Below are 17,906 nucleotides of genomic sequence, written 5' to 3'. Positions count from 1 at the left end.
ACATTGGAATCAGCCTTTTAATTTTGACAAGAAAATATCCCCCGATGGCGCGGGGGATAGGGAGGAGTACTTAATTATTACTTTCATGTCAAATTACCTTAATTAACTTAGCTTAGTTAGATTTTAAAAGTGTTTGTTGTTTCATTGCATCCACATATCGTTGATTGACTTTATCCCAATCGACAGTATTCCACCAATTCGTAACAAATTCAGGTCGGCGATTTTGATATTTCAAATAATATGCATGTTCCCATACATCAATAACGAGTAGAGGAATTTTCCCTTCTTTTAAAGGTGTGTCTTGGTTAGCTGTACTCATAATGGTTAATTGTTCGCCATCTAGCACTAGCCAGCCATACCCACTTCCAAAGCGGGTAATTGCTGCTTTAGAAAGCTGATCCTGAAAATTATCAAACGTTTTAAAATAATAATCAATCGCCTTTCCCATATCTGCATTCGCTTTGCCACCACCACAGGGACTCATCAATTCCCAAAACAAACTGTGGCAATAGTGACCTCCACCATTATTTTGTACAGCTGTTTGAATGTCAGCTGGAAGTACATCAAGATTTCGTAACAAATCTTCTAATGACAGATTTTGTAAATCCTTATGACCTTCTAAGACCGCATTTAAATTATTTACATACGTAGCATGATGCTTAGAATGATGAATTTCTAACGTTCTAGCATCAATATAAGGCTCCAACTGATCATAATCATATGATAGTTTCGGTAAATGGAACACAGTCATTTTTTCACCTCCTCCCAAAATGTTTCTTAAAGGAAAGATAATTTCCTTAAAACAAAATATACCTTCTTTTTCTATTGCAGTCAACAGAAAATTTATTTTCTTTTTATAAAATCAAAAAAGCTATCTAATAGAATATTAAAATCTATTAGATAGCTTTCTCTTTTTTATCTATTTATTTTTACGTTTTTCATTATAGTCTACCCAGAAATCTGCTCCTTTAATTCCTAGTTTACGAGGATCAAAAACAGGATCTTTTCCTTCTTTTTTCTGTTTCTCATAGTCCTTTAAAGCGACTATAGCAGGCTTCATAATAATTAATATCGCTAAAACGTTAATCCAAACCATTAGACCTAGCCCAACATCCCCCATTGCCCAAGCAAGATCGGATGTACGGATTGTACCGTAAAATGCAGAAATTAAAATTGCGAATTTAGCTAGCCATATGACGACTTTTTCTGTACCTCCTGAGAATAAATAAGCCACATTCGTTTCTGCAATGTAGTAGTATGCCATAATTGTCGTAAAAGCAAAGAAGAATAAGGCAATCGCTACGAATGGTCCACCAAAACCTGGTAGTGAAGAGTCAACTGCATATTGTGTGTATGCTGCGCCTTCTTTAATACTTTTCGCAAATGTGATTTGTTCTTCTCCAGTTAATTCGCCTTTATTGAAATCACCAACATAAACAAATGAATCAGCGCCCGCTTTTTCATCGTGTACATTATACATACCAGTAAATAAAATCATAAATGCTGTAGCTGAACAGATTAATAGCGTATCAATATACACAGAAGCTGCTTGAACGATACCTTGTTTAGCAGGGTGTGATACTTCTGCTGCCGCTGCCGGATGCGCACCTGTCCCCTGACCTGCTTCATTTGAATAAATACCTCGTTTAACCCCCCATGCAATAGCGGAGCCAATAATACCACCAAAGATTTCTTGCGCTCCAAATGCGCTAGAAAAAATTAATGAAAATACAGCTGGTACTTCTTTAATATTCATTACAATAATAATGATGGCCATCAGAATATATGCTAATGCCATAAACGGTACAATGACTTGTGCAGCATTGGCAATCCATTTTACACCACCGATAATAATAGTACCTAATAGTACGACAATAATAAGTCCTGTTATCCAAGTCTTAACATCGAAAGCGTTTTCAACTGCTGTCGCAATTGCATTCGATTGAACACCTGGCATCAAAATTAACATGGCAACTAATGCGGCAACAGCGAAAATAACTGCAAACCACTTTTGCCCCATTCCTTTTTCTATGTAAAAAGCTGGCCCGCCACGATATTCTGTGTCTTTCTCTTCTTTATAAATTTGAGCCAACGTAGACTCCACGTAAGCAGTTGCCGCACCGATAAAGGCGATTGCCCACATCCAAAAAACAGCACCAGGTCCCCCCATCCCGATTGCTGTAGCAGTACCGGCAATATTACCTGTACCTACTCGACCAGATAATGCAATAGACATCGCTTGGAAAGAGGAAATCCCCTTCTCCGATTTTTCGCCTTTAAACATTAAAACAAACATATCTTTAATGTGTCTTACTTGTAGGAACCGTGTAATGATTGAAAAGAAGAGCCCAATTAACAAAATGCCATAAATAAACCACGGTCCCCACAAAATCTCATTAATTTTCTCAACAATTGTTTCCATTTTACCCCTCCAATTTGAAAAGCATCACTTTAAGTCATTATAGTATTACACTTTTCAGAAAATTACAACATTATATTTAAGTAACAAAAAGTTAGTAATTTTTCTAGTTAATTGGAGAGGAAATTCACTATTCAATTATATAGCCAATTCTTCGAAGAGCATTATTAATAAAATCACGAATATAAACAAAAATCTCGTCACGCTCTACTTCATGAAATAGATTATGATAACAGTTTGCCCATTCTTTGAATTGAAACTCTGTAAATTCCATCTGATAAAGCCAATTCCTTGTTTGTTTAGTTTCAGTAATGTTATCTTTTTCAGCTGTCATAACTAACATAGGCCTATTTGGGAATTCAGCCTTAGGCAATAACACTAAATTGCGCATCATTTGTTGTAGCTCGCGATACCATTTCACTGAAACAACGGATGAAAAAGGAACTTCATCCTTCATCTCATCTCTACCTTCTATACTGCGCGTTAATGATTCTAATGTAATTTCATGGGTCAGTTTCACATTGGCAGTCAAGGCACTTAAACTAGTTAAAGCATTTGAGAGTTTACCCGGCAATAGCTTTAAATGAAGCCATGGTGAAGTTAAAATAATTCCTGCACATTCATATTTTCGTTTTTGCATGGTATGTAGTAATAGAGTCGCGCCAAGCCCATGTCCTATTAAAATGACAGGTAAATTATACGAAAATGCATTCTCGATTAAATTCCTTGTATATTTGTTGTATTCTTTAAAATCTTCATCGTGAATTTTTGAATATCCTACATTTACTCCATGATTAGGTAAATCCCCCATGACTATGTGGAAGCCTTCCAATCTAAGTTTTTCTATAAGCCATGCATACCAACGGTGATTTTCATATGCACCATGAAGAATAGCAACCACAGCCTTTGCTTGTCCATCAGCTTCCCATTTCCACATTTCACATAGTCCTCCTAAAAAATAATTACACAATGATTATATCGGAATATCTAGATCATTTTAATTTTATATTTCCATCATGTTGCGTATTTGATACGATAATATTACATCATAGAAAGAAAAGAGGCGATACTCATGATCTATCCATTTAAAGGTAAAAAACCCAATATCGATCCTTCTGTTTTCATTGCTGATTATGCAACAGTTACTGGCGACGTTACAATAGGTGCTGAAACAACAATTTGGTTTAACACAGTTATTCGAGGAGATGTATCACCAACAATTATAGGAAAAAGAGTTAGTATTCAAGACCTCTGTTGCTTACATCAAAGCCCTAAATATCCACTAATTATTGAAGATGAAGTAACAGTAGGGCATCAAGTAACTTTACATAGCTGTACGATTCGAAAAAAAGCCTTAATAGGTATGGGCTCTATAGTATTAGACGGAGCGGAGATTGGAGAGGGTGCATTCATTGGGGCGGGTAGTCTAGTTCCTCCAGGCAAAGTAATTCCTCCAAATAGCTTAGCACTAGGCCGTCCTGCAAAAGTTGTAAGAGAATTAAATGATGAAGATAAAGAAGATATGGAACGCATCATACGTGAATATGTAGAAAAGGGGCAATACTATAAATCTCTTCAACCAAAAAATTAATTTAACTAAATCAAAGCAGCTCCACGTTTTCTTGGGTAACCGAGCCCTCCATGATTAGGAGCTTATTTTTTTGTTAAAAACAGTGAAAGGGGCTATAAGAATATTGAGCCCCTTTCTGTAATAGTATTTTAAAATATTTTTCCAGATACTTCATTGCTTTAGCTGAATAGTTTATAAACCTGCTTTTTCTTTTAATGCGTCAGCTTTGTCTGTTTGTTCCCAAGGTACATTTAAATCTGTACGACCGAAGTGACCATATGCGGCAGTTTGCTTATAAATAGGACGACGAAGGTTAAGCATTTTAATAATCCCCGCTGGGCGTAGATCAAATAGCTCGCGTACCCATTCTACAATTTCACTTTCCGTAACTTTTCCTGTTCCAAATGTATCAACAGCAATAGATACAGGTTGAGCAACACCAATCGCATAAGCTAGTTGTACTTCAGCTCGATCAGCTAAACCAGCAGCTACGATATTTTTCGCCACATAGCGTGCTGCATATGCCGCTGAACGGTCTACCTTAGTTGCGTCCTTACCTGAGAAAGCACCTCCACCATGACGTGCATAGCCACCGTATGTATCAACGATGATTTTACGTCCAGTTAAACCAGCATCCCCTTTAGGACCACCAATTACGAATCGGCCAGTTGGGTTGATGAAATATTTAGTATCGGCATCTAGTAATTCACTTGGAACAACTGGAGTAATAACGAATTCTTTTAAGTCTGCTTGAATTTGCTCAAGTGTAGCTTCTTCATCATGCTGTGTTGAAATTACAATCGTATCAACGCGTACTGGTACATTGTTTTCATCATATTCAACCGTTACTTGCGTTTTTCCATCTGGGCGTAAATATGCTAATTCACCAGATTTACGTACTTCCGTTAAACGACGAGCTAATTTATGCGCTAAACTAATTGGTAATGGCATAAGCTCTGGCGTTTCGTTACATGCATAACCGAACATTAAACCTTGGTCACCTGCACCAATTGCTTCAATGTCAGCGTCTGTCATAGAGCCTTCACGCGCCTCTAATGCTTGGTCAACACCTTGGGCAATATCAGGTGATTGCTCGCCAATCGCAACAAGTACTGCTAGGTTTTCAGCATCAAAGCCGTATTTCCCACGTGTATAACCGATTTCTGCTACAGTATCACGAACGATACCTTTAATATCTACATAAGTAGAAGTAGTAATTTCTCCTGCTACTAACGCTAAGCCTGTTGTTACTGTTGTTTCACACGCTACACGCGCGTTTGGATCTTCTGCTAAAATAGCATCTAAAATGGCATCCGAGATTTGGTCACAAATTTTGTCTGGATGTCCTTCTGTTACACTCTCTGATGTAAACAGTCGACGGTTTGTCATTTGATTTTCCTCCTATTACTTTTACAAATAATATTTGCGAATTAATACGGTACTCATTACCCATGTCAAGTTCGCCCCTAAGGATTGAACTCTCAAGCCGTTGTTGCTGTCGTTGCACTTTCGTGCAGTAAACATTTGTTGCTGTCATTACGTTTTCGCACAAATAAACAGCTGCTGCTTTTAACACGAGGATTTTCGAAAGATCCGTCATTATAATAAGGAAAGGACTGTATACTTACCTTTAATTCGTTTTTAACAATAAAAAAATCCTTTTCTCACGCTTACTTAACATGAGGAAAGGAATAATGACTTCGTAACCTTTCACTCTTATCGTTCAAGGGAGTTTCCCCTTGCATCAGATTGGCACCAGCGCATGTCGTGAAATAGTTCATGCAGGTTGCCGGGTTTCACAGGGCCTGACCCTCCACCAGCTCGGGATAAGAGTATCCGTTCAATATCTCATAATACGTAAATGGTCGAACATTGTCAAATATTTTTATCTTCTTTCAGCGAGTGTCTTCTCTGGTGAAAGCATGCTGTGGCATAATTGGTTGTATTCAAAGAAAGTATGGGATTTATACAGAAAGGAATTTGGGTTATGCTGTAAATTAAAACAAAATAATCCCTACTCTCCACCTCACATCATGTGTTAACATATGTGTAACCCTTTACAGTACATTTTGTAGCAAAAGCAAAGCGTTAGCTACAAAACATGTGGTGGATGAATATGATTATAGCCCCTTTTTAGTCGAAGACAAGCTCCAACTATAAAAAACAAGCTAAAACTTCACATCCTGTGCGGACCCCATGTTAGCCAAAAGCTTCCAAACACAATTTTGCTGTGTCGAAAGTGAATGTGTGATCACTTGTAAATAGGGTAAAAAGCATTATAAAAACGAATCAATTTACTTTTTGTCGTTTTCTTGAAAAGTAATAAAATCTGAAAAATAATTTCTGAATTAGTATAGATTATTTAAGCAATTGTGTTATACTATTTTTGAAATTAAGAAAATCTCCCTCAGACTCAAGGGAATACTATAAAAAAGGATGGTATTTAATCGATGAATTCAGTAGAAATTGCAAACGAACTGAAGGAATTATTAAACGGCGGTAACATTAATGTTCAACTTTCAGTACCACAATTAGCTGAAAAAGCTACATCTCGTGGTGAAGCTATGTTAACAGTAGATGGCGCAGTTCGTGCAGAAACTGGCAAATACACTGGTCGTTCACCTAAAGATAAATATACGGTAGAAGAAGAGAGCACAAAGGATAAAATTGACTGGGGAAAAGTTAACCGACCAATTTCTTCTGAAGTGTTCGATAACTTATATGTAAAAGTAGTAAAATATTTAAAAGAACGTGAAGAATTATTCGTATTCAACGGCTTTGCTGGTGCTGACAAAGATTCGCAATTAAGCATCCAAGTAATCAATGAATATGCTTGGCACAATCTTTTCGCTCATCAATTATTTATCCGTCCAACTGAAGAAGAATTGGCTTCTCATGTTGCTGACTTCACAGTTATCTCAGCTCCTAACTTTAAAGCAGATCCTGCTATTGATGGTACTGCTTCTGAAACATTCATCATTGTATCACTAGAAAAGAAAATTATCCTAATCGGTGGTACTGAATACGCTGGTGAAATCAAAAAATCTATTTTCGGTATTATGAACTACTTGTTACCACAACAAGGCATCCTTTCAATGCACTGCTCAGCAAACGTTGGTGAAGCTGGAGATGTTGCATTATTCTTCGGTTTATCTGGTACTGGTAAAACAACTTTATCAGCTGATCCTGACCGTAAGCTTATCGGTGACGATGAACACGGTTGGTCTGATAACGGTGTATTCAACATTGAGGGCGGTTGCTATGCAAAAACAATTAACCTTTCTGCTGAAAAAGAACCAGAAATCTACAACGCAATCCGCTTCGGTTCTGTTCTAGAAAACGTAGCTGTTGATCCAGAAACTCGAGTTTGTGACTATGATGATGGTTCATTAACAGAAAATACGCGTGTAGCTTATCCAATTCAATACATCGAAAATATTGTTGATCCATCTGTTGCAGGTCACCCAAAAACAATCATCTTCTTAACAGCTGATGCGTTTGGTGTATTACCTCCAATCAGTAAATTAACAAAAGAGCAAGCAATGTACCACTTCCTAAGCGGTTTCACATCTAAACTTGCTGGTACAGAACGTGGTGTAACAGAGCCAGAACCAGTATTCTCAACTTGCTTCGGTTCTCCATTCCTTCCACTTCCAGCAACAGTTTATGCTGAAATGTTAGGTCAAAAAATTGACGAGCACGGTGCACAAGTATTCTTAGTGAACACTGGTTGGACTGGTGGCGAATATGGTACTGGTAGCCGAATGAAGCTTTCTTACACTCGTGCAATGGTACGTGCTGCAATTGACGGCAAATTAACTGATGTTGAAACAATTCAAGATTCAGTATTCGGTTTAAACATTCCAACTTCTATTGAAGGTGTACCGACAGAAGTACTTAATCCTCGTGATGCATGGGCAGACAAAGCTGCTTATGATAAAAAAGCTGCTGAACTTGCTGGTTTATTCAACGAAAACTTCAAGAAATTCTCAAATGTTTCTGAAGCTATCACTAAACTTGGCGGTCCATTAAAATAATTTACTAAGCAAAGGGAACGATTTCAGTCGTTCCCTTTTTTTTATTCCCTATTTTGAGAATTCTACTTTTCATATTAGTATCTTTGTGTATAATTCATAATAGTAGTTTTAGGAGGATATATATGAAAAAGAAATATAAAGTGATTATTACCATTGTCAGTCTGCTATTAGTATTGTTTGTTGTGGCTGGATTTTTTGCAGGGAATTATTTTTATAATTTTGCCTTAAATCCTAATACTGATAAATCAGATGTGTTTAATGCTCCGCACAATTCTATTGCTGTTAGTCCTAAGGATGCTAAAGAAAAAGAAGAGAGCGAGAAGTGGTTTAAAGAGAATTACAAGGACTCTTACATACAGGCTTTCGATGATTTAAAATTACATGCCTATACACTTAAAAATACCAACGAAACAAATAAATGGGCAATTGTTTTCCATGGATATTCATCTGATGGCTCACAAATGACAAAGTATGCTAAGCATTTTTACGATACAGGCTACAATGTTCTCGTACCTGATGCAAGGGCTCATGGGAAAAGTGAGGGTGACTATATCGGTATGGGTTGGCATGATCGACTTGATGTAGTCTCTTGGATTAATAATGTGATCAGTTCTGATAAAAACGTTGAAATTATTTTGTATGGTGTTTCCATGGGAGGTGCTACAGTGATGATGGCCTCAGGAGAGGAGCTACCTGGCAATGTTAAGGCTATTATTGAGGATTGTGGTTATTCCTCAGTTTGGGATGAATTCTCCTATCAATTGCAAGCACTCTTTAAGTTATCTGAATTCCCCATTATGCAGTTTTCTTCAATTGTAACGAAGTTAAAAGCTGACTATACGCTTGGTGAAGCTGATAGCGTCAAGCAAGTAGCGAAATCGAAAACACCTATGCTATTCATTCATGGAAGTAATGATACATTTGTTCCATCTGATATGCTAGATAAAGTATACGAGGCTGCCAATGTACCGAAGGAGAAATTTATAGTTGAAGGTGCCGGACATAGCCTTGCAGAAAGCGTTGCTGGAGACTCTTACTGGAAAACTATTAATAACTTCTTAGCAAAATATACAGAGTAAATATCTTTTTCTACCGTACAGGTGCCTGATATTAAGCACCTGTACGGTTTTTTAATCTACCTGAGCAATTTTTCGGGCTAGCTGAGCAGTTTTTCAAACAAAAAAGTTCAAAGCGTCATCTATTGACGTTTCATCCATTCACACAGTGCATGTACTGTTGCTCGATTTTCGGCCGGTGGAAACTGATGAGCATAGCGAAGATCATACCATGTTTCATATCTTTTATTAGCATCCTTTAAATAAAATTCTAATTGTCTCGCATGCTCAATATCTACATTTTCATCACGATAGCCATGAATAATAAGTACTGGAGCTGTAATGTGCTCTATCTCAAAAAGTGGTGTTCGAGCGTCATAAGCATCTGGTACACGATTAGGCGTCCCTCCAATAACCCGCTTCATCATCCTGCGCATATCTGTCCGCTCCCAATATGTAGCTGTTGCATCAGATACTCCTGCCCATGTCACAACAGATGTAATATCTCTACGTAAAATAGCAGTCCAAAGCGCCATAATGCCACCACGTGAAAAACCAAAGACATGAATATTATCATTGCAAAACTGTTTTAGCACGTCTACTGCGTATACAGCGTCATACCGATCAGCTCCTGCAAATTCATCTCGACCTTCTCCACCTCGATTGCCACGGTAATATGGAGCAAAAACGATAAAGCCTTGAGCTGCAAATTGCGCGACACGCGAAGGTCTAACCATGCCAATGCTTTGCATGCCTCCCCGTAAATATAAAAAGCCATCATATGTACCTTCTGCCTTAGGTTCCGCTAGTAATCCCTTCACACGTAGGCCATGTGACATATACGTGATTTCCGTTAAACGAATAGCTGGATTAGGCGAAGGATAAGGACGTTTTCCAACGATCTTACCATTGATCATAATGCTTCAACTCCTCCAGCATTTTCTGCATTCCTGCATCCTTCATATGAAAGCTTAAATTTGGATGATGAGCAAATTCTTCATCCGTTAGCCAAGTCATCCCTGAAGTTTCTAAATCAAATTCAATATCCTCCTGCCCCGCAAACTGCGCGGTAAAGACCGTTTTACAAAATAAGATGTCATCATGGACGGCGTATTCTGCAAACCATCTAAGATTTTTCACATGAACACCAGTCTCCTCGAATACTTCCCTAATTGCTGCCTGCTCCAATGTTTCCCCAGGTTCTTGCTTTCCACCTGGAACCTCGACACCACGTCGTTTATGAATCGTACATAACCACTTATTTTCATGTTTTAATAAAATAAGTACATGCTTAGGCTCCGTGTCCAATTCGTCTCTTTTAAAACTTAAATCCACTTGTAAACCATTTAAATCTGTAAATGTAAACATGCTCTTCAACTCCTTATTCTATATTGCATACACTGAGTCGAATCAGCGTTACCGTGATGACCTTTTATTTCACTATAGAGTATTCATGTATGTACAATCAACAGATAAAATCACTAATATTAACTTCCATTAAGCGGTGCGATAGGCGTCTATTAAGAAGTAATACGACATCTACTATTATGTTCATTCGATCTCGAACAATAACAGTGCCACAAATTGACGCCTAAAAACATGTGCTCTTCTCTTATAATTCAAGAGAAATTAGCTTTCATCAATAAAAAAAAGTCACTGATGTTTTTCAGTGACCCTACCTTTAGACACGTTTATTGAAATATGGAAGTTGTTCAACAAATGCCTTCGTATCCGCATCCCCATACTCATGAACAAGTGCATAGATTTTTTTTAATCGCAAATCAATTTCATCATTTTCTCTATCAAGATGATACTGTATATATGGCAATTGCGCACGCCACGCATTCGCGATTTCTAACATTTGCATTTGCTGAAAAATCTTTTCAAATACATCTAATGCTTGGCGATCTATGTTAAGTTCAAAGTTCCACTGTCCTGCATATGGATTTGTATAATACGTTCTATTGGCAAGTGAAAAATATACACGTTGACGATCCATCTCTACAAAACACTCCTTTTACCATAGTATGGTGGTAAAATGACTGTTTTATTCGCTGGAATGTCAAACTTCCTTCACAACTAAGGTAGATGATCTAATTTATAATAGGGAGTAAGGAATAAGGAACGGAGTGAATGCCATGAGTTTAATCACACTCTTAATTGTAGGAGCAATCATCGTTATTTTAGTAACGGTCGCGACTATTATTAGTGTCAATCGTGCGTATGCTTTTAAACATACCGTTGATGAAAAACCTCAACAAAGCTTTCATCAAGATGATGACTAGTTCAATTTGTACATTTTTTTAAGACATTCTTTTATAATATAATTAACAAATAGAATTTGGAGTGAACGCAATGGGAGTACCATTACCAATAATCATTATGATCGCAATGATGATGCTTATGTTTGGCGTTTCAGTCATTGTCTTGTTGAAGAAAAAAAGCAATTTCTTTACACAAACTATCGATGCTAAACCTAAGCAAATCAACACTCAGCAAAAGGACAAACAACTATGAAATATCCCTTTATATGGCTCATTAAGTTTTACAGAAAGTTTATATCACCTATGACGCCGCCATCCTGTCGCTTCTATCCTACATGCTCTTCTTATGGACTTGAAGCTTTTCAAAAACACGGTGCCATTAAAGGATTCTATTTAACAATTAAACGTATATCAAAATGCCAGCCATTCCATCCAGGTGGCTTTGATCCAGTACCTGAAAAATGGCCTTCGAAAAAGAATTAATTTTCGAGGGTCATTTTTTCTTGTGCTTTTTTCAAATGTGCGTTATTATAGAAACTGTTCAAAAAAATAAATCGTAATGATTACTATTTGAAAGAGGTATACTATAAGATGAAAAAAGTATTTTTGTTATTTTTAATTACAGTTCTTGCCCTATTCACTGCTGCCTGTGGGAATAAATCAGCTACATCCAAACAGTCTGAGAAAAAGGATAAATTAACAATTTACACAACTGTCTATCCATTAAGTTATTTTGCACAACGAATTGGTGGCGATTTTGTAGAGGTTTCTTCAATTTATCCTGCTGGCGCCAATGAGCACACATTTGAGCCAACACAAAAAGATATGATGAAATTAGCAGATGCCGATATATTTTTCTATATAGGCTTAGGGCTAGAAGGCTTTGTTGAAAATGCTAAAAAGACTCTGGCTAATGAAGATGTAACAATGGTAGCAACTGCAGATCAGGTTTCAGATGAAAAATTAGCTGTGAGCACAGGTCACTCTCATGATGATCACGAAGATGAAGATGAACACGGGCATGAGGACCATGATCATGGTAATGTAGATCCACATGTTTGGCTATCTCCAACTATTAGTCAAGACTTAGCACTTTCCATTAAAAACACTCTAGTTGAAAAAATGCCAGCACAAGAAGCTACATTTACAGCTAACTACGAGGCATTAGTAAAAGAACTACAAGATTTAGACAATGAATTTAAAGCTATGGCTGATCAAGCGCAAGAGAAAACGTTCTTCGTATCTCATGCAGCATTTGGCTATATCGCAGGACAATACGGCTTAAAGCAAGTTCCAATAGCCGGTTTAAACTCACAAAACGAGCCTTCTCAAAAAGAACTTACGGCGATTGTTGATAAAGCAAATAAATTGCATATTCACTACATTTTATTCGAGCAAAATGTCTCTTCTAAATTAGCTGAAGTTATCCAAAAAGAGGTCGGAGCAGAATCTCTTGTCTTACACAATTTAAGTGTTTTAACAGCAGATGATGTAAAGAATAATGAAACTTACTTCACCCTTATGAAGAGAAATATTAAAACTTTAAATACTGCAATGAAATAGTCTTTTGCAATTGCGTCCGTAATCGTTTGGACACTCGCTGAAAGAAGTTAAATAAACACAAATAAATGAGTAAGGAGGTGCCCCGAACAAAGTATGGGGCACCTCCTTTATTATGACGTACTTTTCTTGTGGCATTCTTTTTTCTACTCTATAAATACTAATTAGCCCTTTTTTCTTATGGATAGCATTTTGTGTTATCTTTCGATTACCCTTTACTTGGGCTATATTACTTTCTAAAATGATTGGTTCCCATTCATTTAAATGCACCTGAACAAAATTATCGCTGTTATTACTTTTTAAAAGCAGTCTAGACTGTACTATTAATTGTTTAACTGTTTGTTTATTGTTACTTAAAATGAATAGCCCTTTATCAAAGGCAAAATGACTATCCAGTATTGGTTTCGTAACAACTTCAACCTTATCCGTTTTTTGTAAATCAACATAAGCTTCACTTGTAGCAGCTGGGAAACTCGCATAGTCCCAAGAGTGATCCTGAGCTAATTGGCGATCAGACACTAAAAAATAATGATAACGGACCTCACCTTTACGATCAGGCAATGGATCATCCCATGTAACATCGATATGATACCATTCATTATCAAGCTTCACTAAGACCCAAGCGTGTAATTGTTCCCCTACATTTCCTGGTACATATTGTACCTCAAAGCCTAGCTTCTCTAGCATTCGATAAAGCACTAGAGCATACGCCTGACAAACTCCCTTGTTCTCCGTAAGCAATGTGTAGGGAGAATATTGACTTCCTTTTGTGTCCTTCGAATATTCAGCAGATAGAACGATAAAATCATGTGCAGCCTGTATTTTCTGCAATTCACTTAATCCATGCATAGGTGTAATAATATTCGTCAAAGTCTGTTCTACGAATACCTCCTCTTCCTGTGTAATATGATAGGTAAACACAAAACTAATGACAATATTATTGGCATAGCCATCATATTTCCATTTAAAACTAGAAATATTGGCGTAAATATATGGATCCTGAATAGCATGTTTTACAAGCTCTGATAGTTCATCTTTTATTTCCGACGTATTACCAGTATAACGAATATCAAATTCAGTAGATAATTGCATGACTTGTTTTTGAATAAGATGTTGTAGTGTTTCTATTGTATTGGCCGTTGCGATATTCTTTTGTTCATAGTTTGCGAATACTTGCACATGACTCATTTGTAGAACAAATAATATAATGACAACATTATATATATATTTTCTCATATGAGTCTTTCTCCTTTAATAACTAGTTTATGCGTGTAATTTCTTATTATGTTAATGAATGATTAATTTAATCGTAAAATTCCTTAAAAATGACTTATCAAAATTATGCCTCGGCATAATTGCGTCCAGAATCGGCTTTGTACTTACACAAAGCCGATTCTGTGACATCCGTCGGAAGCTTTTGGCCAACAATTTTTTTTTGCGCGAAAGCGAAGCGGCAGCAGCAACAGTACGATGCGGGTCACTCAGTCGTTGCCACAGGACGTGGCGTTCTTAAACTGAATTCCTCTATTTCAGCGAATGTTTGGACACCCGTTGAAAGAAGTTAAAACGATTAAAAGAAGCCTTCTTTGAAACTAAATATATATAGTAAAGCCTGTATCGTTGATTACCAAGTAATCATTGATACAGGCTTTTTTAACGCCTTGTTATTTTAAGTGCAAATTTCACAATTTTATTTTTAATAAAACAAGAGTTGTTAAGCCGACTCTTGTTTCTTAAATTTTCAAAGCAGGTTTTAATGCTTCCCATTCTTCTCTTAAAATGCCCATACGAATAGAATCATAATAATCGTCTTCATAAAAGCGTACTTTTCTGATACGAGCTTCCATTTGCATACCTAACTTCTCTCCAACCCGAATCATTCTATCATTCCCTGACCAAGTAGTTAAACCTACTCTTTGAAGTGGTAATGAATTAAATATATGGTTAAGCCAAAGTTTTAGTGAACGAGTTCCTATTCCTTTATTCCAATTTTGACCTTCGTGTATAACTATACCTATTTCCAACCAGACAGATTGTTCATCTTCAAAATAATAAGAAACAATCCCATATACAGCTTCATCTACTGTGATAACCCACATATTTTCTTTACCAACCCATGTTGGTGCAGTTTCCATGAATTTTTCAAATGGAATAGATTTATGCGGAAAGTAAGGTGCATCCCATTTCTTCCATTCTGGTGCATCTTCTTTATAAATTAACTCCCATAGTTTCGATAAGTCTTGCTCCTCAATTGGACGGATTATTAATTCGTTATCTTTGTACATACAATTCCTCTTTCCAATAATTTTTTAAATTCATTGATTGAAAAGAAGATTCCCTCTACTTTTCAATCACCTTGTTGAAATGAATATGTTTCATCTTTATCACACCTTTCCTCGTTATGTTACAATTGTATCATTTATCCAATTTTGATATAAATAAGTTTTTTAAAAAAAGAGAGCGCATTAATCTATTACTAACCCCCATAGACCTAAGAAAACCTAATTCTGTCGGAGAGCATCAAGCAACTTCCTCCGCTTATATTAGCACTACGCTTTAGCGAAAAAAAACACATGATGGCTCAAGTGGCTCATCGGATGCCACCATGAAAGCGCCATATGGAACGGAAATCAACCCATTCACTATGCACATCACTCTAAAAAATATAGTCATATAATGAGCTCCATTTAGAGGGTTCATCTGTGCAAAAGCGATTATAAAGATCCCCTCGATAAATTTTATTTTTCAACGACAATTACAAAGGAACTTTTTAACTAATGCTAATGGGTTCACTTGAAGGCGAGTTATTTTAAACCCACAAATTTTTTCATTACTTTTTAGCAATACTTTTTCCATTCTATAAAAGTAAAAATAAACACATAAAAGAGCATCGATTCCGATGCTCTTTTAATATGAAAATTTATTAAATTCTTTTTGTCTCAGTAATTTAGGTTCATCATATGAAATAATATCGATTGTATGGTTTAAACAAGGAATTTGATAGTGAACAAACTGCTTTTCAGGAAAAATATCTTCAACAATGTTCCCTCTCCAAATATCTTGATTTAGAGTAAATTCTAAAAAGATTACCATCGGAAATTTCGTAATCATCCATTACCGTAAAAGATTCATTAATAATGTAGTAAGCAGCATATGTTTCAAAATCCAATTGCAAAATTGGTAGATTGTCATCAATATCAATTGAGGATGCCTCTATTTCAACCTTATCTGTAATTTTCACGAACTCCTTGGTATTGTTCAAATTACACCTATCGATTAGTACTCTCAAAGAATTTTCTTCTGGTTCAAACAATTTGTTTAAATAGATAGATCCTTTAAATTTCATTGCTTTACCCCCATTTTGAAAATCTATCTTAAAAAATTAAATCCTTAATGTCAAACACCTATAATGGAGGCTTCTTTTTGTTATTCGTGGATTAATTTTCTACGAAGTAGCTTATTGGCACCGTTTCGAGGGAGCTCGTCCGTAACAATAATTTCTTTTGGTATTTTATATTTCGCAAGCTTCTTTTGACAAAATACTCGTATTTGCTCTAGCTGTACTTCTTCTTTTAATACAACAAAGGCGATTGGTACTTGCCCCCAAGCATCATCATCAATGCCGCATACTCCCGCTTCCTTAACAGCAGGGTGTGTAAGTAGTACATTTTCGATTTCAGCAGGATAAATATTTTCGCCACCTGAAATAATTAAATCAGCCCGACGATCAATGACAAATAAATAACCATCTTCATCTATATAACCAATATCCCCAGTATGAAGCCATCCATCAATCATTGCATTTTTGTCGGCAAAACGACCAATATACCCTGGTGTAACATGTGGGCCACGTATGCAAATTTCTCCTTCACCATTGTCATTCGGCTCAGCAATGCGAATTTGATTGAAAAATAATGGTTTTCCCGCAGAACCAATTTTTTGCATCGCATCTTCATTTGCTAATGTTGCAGTTTGTGACGAAGTTTCAGTCATACCATACGTTTGGGCTACAGCTAAATTTAATGCATACGCTCTCTTTAAATAATCTTCTGGCACTGGTCCACCACCTGCTAGCATCATTTTAAATTTCGGTGAGGCTTGTGCGTTTTTCTTTTCAAGGGTATGTAAAATCCTTTCCAATGTGACAGCGACTACCGACATATGTGTAACCTCGCCATCCATAATATTTTTGGAAATAGCTTCTGCATCAAATTGATCATATAAATGCACTTTATTGCCGTACAATAGTGAGCGCACTAAAATAGAAAAGCCACTAATATGAAAAAGTGGTACAGCACATAACCAAGTATCCTCCGCATGCAAACCAATATTTAAAACGGAGGCCGTTGCACTTGCCTGGTGATTTCCGACAGTTTGACAAACGCCCTTTGGAAAACCAGTCGTGCCAGATGTATACATAATCGATGTTGTTTGGTTTAAAGACCATTCTTTCGTAATATCAATAGCCGCTTCCGTACTTTTTTCTATAGTAGAAAATAAATAATAAGACGTATGTGATGGTAATTTTTCAACATCCTCATCTGCAATTAATACTGCCATAGCTTTTGAATCCTCTAGCTGATAGGCAATTTCATCCTGTGTTAGCCTACGATTTAGCATGACCATTTCACATTGTAAATGCATACACGCGTACATCATAATGACCAAGGAAGGCTTACTCGGCCCCATTATGGCAATACGGTCTCCTTGCTTAATATCCAGTGCTGTAAGTTGACGTGCACGTTTTAACGATAAATCATTTAATTCTTGAAATGTCCAAGTCTGCCCATTATATGTTAAACCGTTTCGTAAAGGTGTTAAATACGCTCGCTGTAAAATCCAATTTAAATACATCTCATTATTCCTCCAATCAGCCTAATCTTACCGCTTTATCTCATCATCCGTCTATTCAGTGCTCCGACATGATTTTCTGCTACTTTATTATACAATTTAGGTCACTTGATAAGCTGTCCCGTTGCTAAAGTATGGCTTTCTGCAGCT

The 17,906-nt window shown here is 36.6% G+C and carries 17 protein-coding genes, 1 pseudogene and 1 riboswitch; of the genes and pseudogenes, 7 read left to right on the top strand and 11 right to left on the bottom strand.

Annotated features, from left to right (window positions below; all coding sequences use genetic code 11):
- Positions 1-112: 112 nt before the first annotated feature.
- The 3 genes from C7Y47_RS21915 to C7Y47_RS21905 all read right to left on the bottom strand — a co-directional run bounded on the left by C7Y47_RS21915 (position 113) and on the right by C7Y47_RS21905 (position 3,356).
- On the bottom strand, positions 113-751 hold the full coding sequence (locus C7Y47_RS21915; RefSeq protein ID WP_142510680.1) for a superoxide dismutase: 639 nt from the start codon (positions 749-751) through the stop codon (positions 113-115).
- Positions 752-919: 168 nt separating this feature from the next.
- Positions 920-2,422, bottom strand: coding sequence for an alanine/glycine:cation symporter family protein (locus C7Y47_RS21910; RefSeq protein ID WP_142510679.1), 1,503 nt, complete (start codon positions 2,420-2,422; stop codon positions 920-922).
- A 127-nt stretch (positions 2,423-2,549) separates the two neighbouring features.
- A complete protein-coding gene (locus C7Y47_RS21905) occupies positions 2,550-3,356 on the bottom strand; it encodes an alpha/beta hydrolase (RefSeq protein WP_132364588.1) in 807 nt (268 codons plus the stop codon).
- A gap of 135 nt (positions 3,357-3,491) precedes the next feature.
- On the opposite strand from C7Y47_RS21905, the gene C7Y47_RS21900 reads away from it, so the two are divergent.
- Entirely contained in the window at positions 3,492-4,010 is a 519-nt protein-coding gene (locus C7Y47_RS21900) for a gamma carbonic anhydrase (RefSeq protein WP_142510678.1), read from the top strand.
- A 171-nt stretch (positions 4,011-4,181) separates the two neighbouring features.
- Here C7Y47_RS21900 and metK read toward each other — a convergent pair whose 3' ends face one another.
- Positions 4,182-5,378, bottom strand: a complete 1,197-nt coding sequence (gene metK, locus C7Y47_RS21895) for a methionine adenosyltransferase (protein WP_142510677.1) — start codon at positions 5,376-5,378, stop codon at positions 4,182-4,184.
- A 324-nt stretch (positions 5,379-5,702) separates the two neighbouring features.
- A riboswitch (SAM riboswitch) is annotated at positions 5,703-5,822 on the bottom strand.
- A gap of 617 nt (positions 5,823-6,439) precedes the next feature.
- Between metK and pckA the strand changes: the two genes are divergently transcribed.
- Together pckA and C7Y47_RS21885 are read left to right on the top strand one after the other, a co-directional pair.
- The gene (gene pckA / locus C7Y47_RS21890; protein WP_142510676.1) at positions 6,440-8,026 is read left to right on the top strand and encodes a phosphoenolpyruvate carboxykinase (ATP); all 1,587 of its coding nucleotides are present in this window, start codon (positions 6,440-6,442) and stop codon (positions 8,024-8,026) included.
- Positions 8,027-8,148: 122 nt separating this feature from the next.
- Positions 8,149-9,105, top strand: coding sequence for an alpha/beta hydrolase (locus C7Y47_RS21885; RefSeq protein ID WP_142510675.1), 957 nt, complete (start codon positions 8,149-8,151; stop codon positions 9,103-9,105).
- Positions 9,106-9,224: 119 nt separating this feature from the next.
- Here the strand turns inward: C7Y47_RS21885 and C7Y47_RS21880 are convergent, their stop codons facing one another.
- From C7Y47_RS21880 to C7Y47_RS21870, 3 genes are all read right to left on the bottom strand, one after another.
- The gene (locus C7Y47_RS21880) at positions 9,225-10,001 is read right to left on the bottom strand and encodes an alpha/beta hydrolase family protein (RefSeq protein WP_142510674.1); all 777 of its coding nucleotides are present in this window, start codon (positions 9,999-10,001) and stop codon (positions 9,225-9,227) included.
- Positions 9,985-10,449, bottom strand: a complete 465-nt coding sequence (locus C7Y47_RS21875) for an NUDIX domain-containing protein (RefSeq protein ID WP_142510673.1) — start codon at positions 10,447-10,449, stop codon at positions 9,985-9,987. The genes C7Y47_RS21880 and C7Y47_RS21875 overlap by 17 nt, the downstream gene beginning before the upstream one ends.
- 313 nt (positions 10,450-10,762) lie before the next feature.
- The gene (locus C7Y47_RS21870; protein ID WP_132364602.1) at positions 10,763-11,080 is read right to left on the bottom strand and encodes a transposase; all 318 of its coding nucleotides are present in this window, start codon (positions 11,078-11,080) and stop codon (positions 10,763-10,765) included.
- 139 nt (positions 11,081-11,219) lie between these two features.
- Here C7Y47_RS21870 and ytzI point away from each other — a divergent pair, with 139 nt between their 5' ends.
- The 4 genes from ytzI to C7Y47_RS21855 all read left to right on the top strand — a co-directional run bounded on the left by ytzI (position 11,220) and on the right by C7Y47_RS21855 (position 12,908).
- Entirely contained in the window at positions 11,220-11,366 is a 147-nt protein-coding gene (gene ytzI / locus C7Y47_RS21865; protein WP_142510672.1) for a YtzI protein, read from the top strand.
- A gap of 70 nt (positions 11,367-11,436) precedes the next feature.
- The gene (locus C7Y47_RS25105) at positions 11,437-11,598 is read left to right on the top strand and encodes a hypothetical protein (protein ID WP_185903564.1); all 162 of its coding nucleotides are present in this window, start codon (positions 11,437-11,439) and stop codon (positions 11,596-11,598) included.
- Positions 11,595-11,828 carry a membrane protein insertion efficiency factor YidD gene (yidD, locus tag C7Y47_RS21860; RefSeq protein ID WP_083227137.1) on the top strand — a complete coding sequence of 78 codons (234 nt, stop codon included), beginning with the start codon at positions 11,595-11,597 and terminating at the stop codon, positions 11,826-11,828. The genes C7Y47_RS25105 and yidD overlap by 4 nt, the downstream gene beginning before the upstream one ends.
- Before the next feature lie 108 nt (positions 11,829-11,936).
- A complete protein-coding gene (locus C7Y47_RS21855; RefSeq protein ID WP_142510671.1) occupies positions 11,937-12,908 on the top strand; it encodes a metal ABC transporter solute-binding protein, Zn/Mn family in 972 nt (323 codons plus the stop codon).
- Here C7Y47_RS21855 and C7Y47_RS21850 read toward each other — a convergent pair.
- The 4 genes and pseudogenes from C7Y47_RS21850 to C7Y47_RS21835 all read right to left on the bottom strand — a co-directional run bounded on the left by C7Y47_RS21850 (position 12,888) and on the right by C7Y47_RS21835 (position 17,759).
- On the bottom strand, positions 12,888-14,141 hold the full coding sequence (locus tag C7Y47_RS21850) for a transglutaminase domain-containing protein (RefSeq protein ID WP_142510670.1): 1,254 nt from the start codon (positions 14,139-14,141) through the stop codon (positions 12,888-12,890). The genes C7Y47_RS21855 and C7Y47_RS21850 overlap by 21 nt on opposite strands.
- A 497-nt stretch (positions 14,142-14,638) precedes the next feature.
- Positions 14,639-15,190: a GNAT family N-acetyltransferase gene (locus C7Y47_RS21845; protein WP_142510669.1), complete on the bottom strand. Its 552-nt coding sequence runs from the start codon at positions 15,188-15,190 to the stop codon at positions 14,639-14,641.
- Between the two features lie 622 nt (positions 15,191-15,812).
- Positions 15,813-16,278: pseudogene (locus C7Y47_RS21840) on the bottom strand (hypothetical protein).
- 53 nt (positions 16,279-16,331) lie between these two features.
- Entirely contained in the window at positions 16,332-17,759 is a 1,428-nt protein-coding gene (locus C7Y47_RS21835) for an o-succinylbenzoate--CoA ligase (protein ID WP_142510668.1), read from the bottom strand.
- Positions 17,760-17,906: the final 147 nt, after the last annotated feature.

Origin of the sequence: Lysinibacillus sphaericus (assembly GCF_006864135.1) — a bacterium.
GTDB lineage: Bacteria > Bacillota > Bacilli > Bacillales_A > Planococcaceae > Lysinibacillus.
This window is presented reverse-complemented; position numbering and strand designations above follow the sequence as displayed.

Coding starts and splice junctions, on each gene's coding strand:
- C7Y47_RS21915 (WP_142510680.1), bottom strand. CDS start 751: ATGACTGTGTTCCATTTACCGAAACTATCATATGATTATGATCAGTTG.
- C7Y47_RS21845 (WP_142510669.1), bottom strand. CDS start 15,190: ATGTACAAAGATAACGAATTAATAATCCGTCCAATTGAGGAGCAAGAC.
- C7Y47_RS21870 (WP_132364602.1), bottom strand. CDS start 11,080: ATGGATCGTCAACGTGTATATTTTTCACTTGCCAATAGAACGTATTAT.
- C7Y47_RS21850 (WP_142510670.1), bottom strand. CDS start 14,141: ATGAGAAAATATATATATAATGTTGTCATTATATTATTTGTTCTACAA.
- ytzI (WP_142510672.1), top strand. CDS start 11,220: ATGAGTTTAATCACACTCTTAATTGTAGGAGCAATCATCGTTATTTTA.
- C7Y47_RS21855 (WP_142510671.1), top strand. CDS start 11,937: ATGAAAAAAGTATTTTTGTTATTTTTAATTACAGTTCTTGCCCTATTC.
- C7Y47_RS21885 (WP_142510675.1), top strand. CDS start 8,149: ATGAAAAAGAAATATAAAGTGATTATTACCATTGTCAGTCTGCTATTA.
- C7Y47_RS25105 (WP_185903564.1), top strand. CDS start 11,437: ATGGGAGTACCATTACCAATAATCATTATGATCGCAATGATGATGCTT.
- C7Y47_RS21905 (WP_132364588.1), bottom strand. CDS start 3,356: ATGTGGAAATGGGAAGCTGATGGACAAGCAAAGGCTGTGGTTGCTATT.
- C7Y47_RS21875 (WP_142510673.1), bottom strand. CDS start 10,449: ATGTTTACATTTACAGATTTAAATGGTTTACAAGTGGATTTAAGTTTT.
- yidD (WP_083227137.1), top strand. CDS start 11,595: ATGAAATATCCCTTTATATGGCTCATTAAGTTTTACAGAAAGTTTATA.
- metK (WP_142510677.1), bottom strand. CDS start 5,378: ATGACAAACCGTCGACTGTTTACATCAGAGAGTGTAACAGAAGGACAT.
- C7Y47_RS21900 (WP_142510678.1), top strand. CDS start 3,492: ATGATCTATCCATTTAAAGGTAAAAAACCCAATATCGATCCTTCTGTT.
- C7Y47_RS21910 (WP_142510679.1), bottom strand. CDS start 2,422: ATGGAAACAATTGTTGAGAAAATTAATGAGATTTTGTGGGGACCGTGG.
- pckA (WP_142510676.1), top strand. CDS start 6,440: ATGAATTCAGTAGAAATTGCAAACGAACTGAAGGAATTATTAAACGGC.
- C7Y47_RS21835 (WP_142510668.1), bottom strand. CDS start 17,759: ATGTATTTAAATTGGATTTTACAGCGAGCGTATTTAACACCTTTACGA.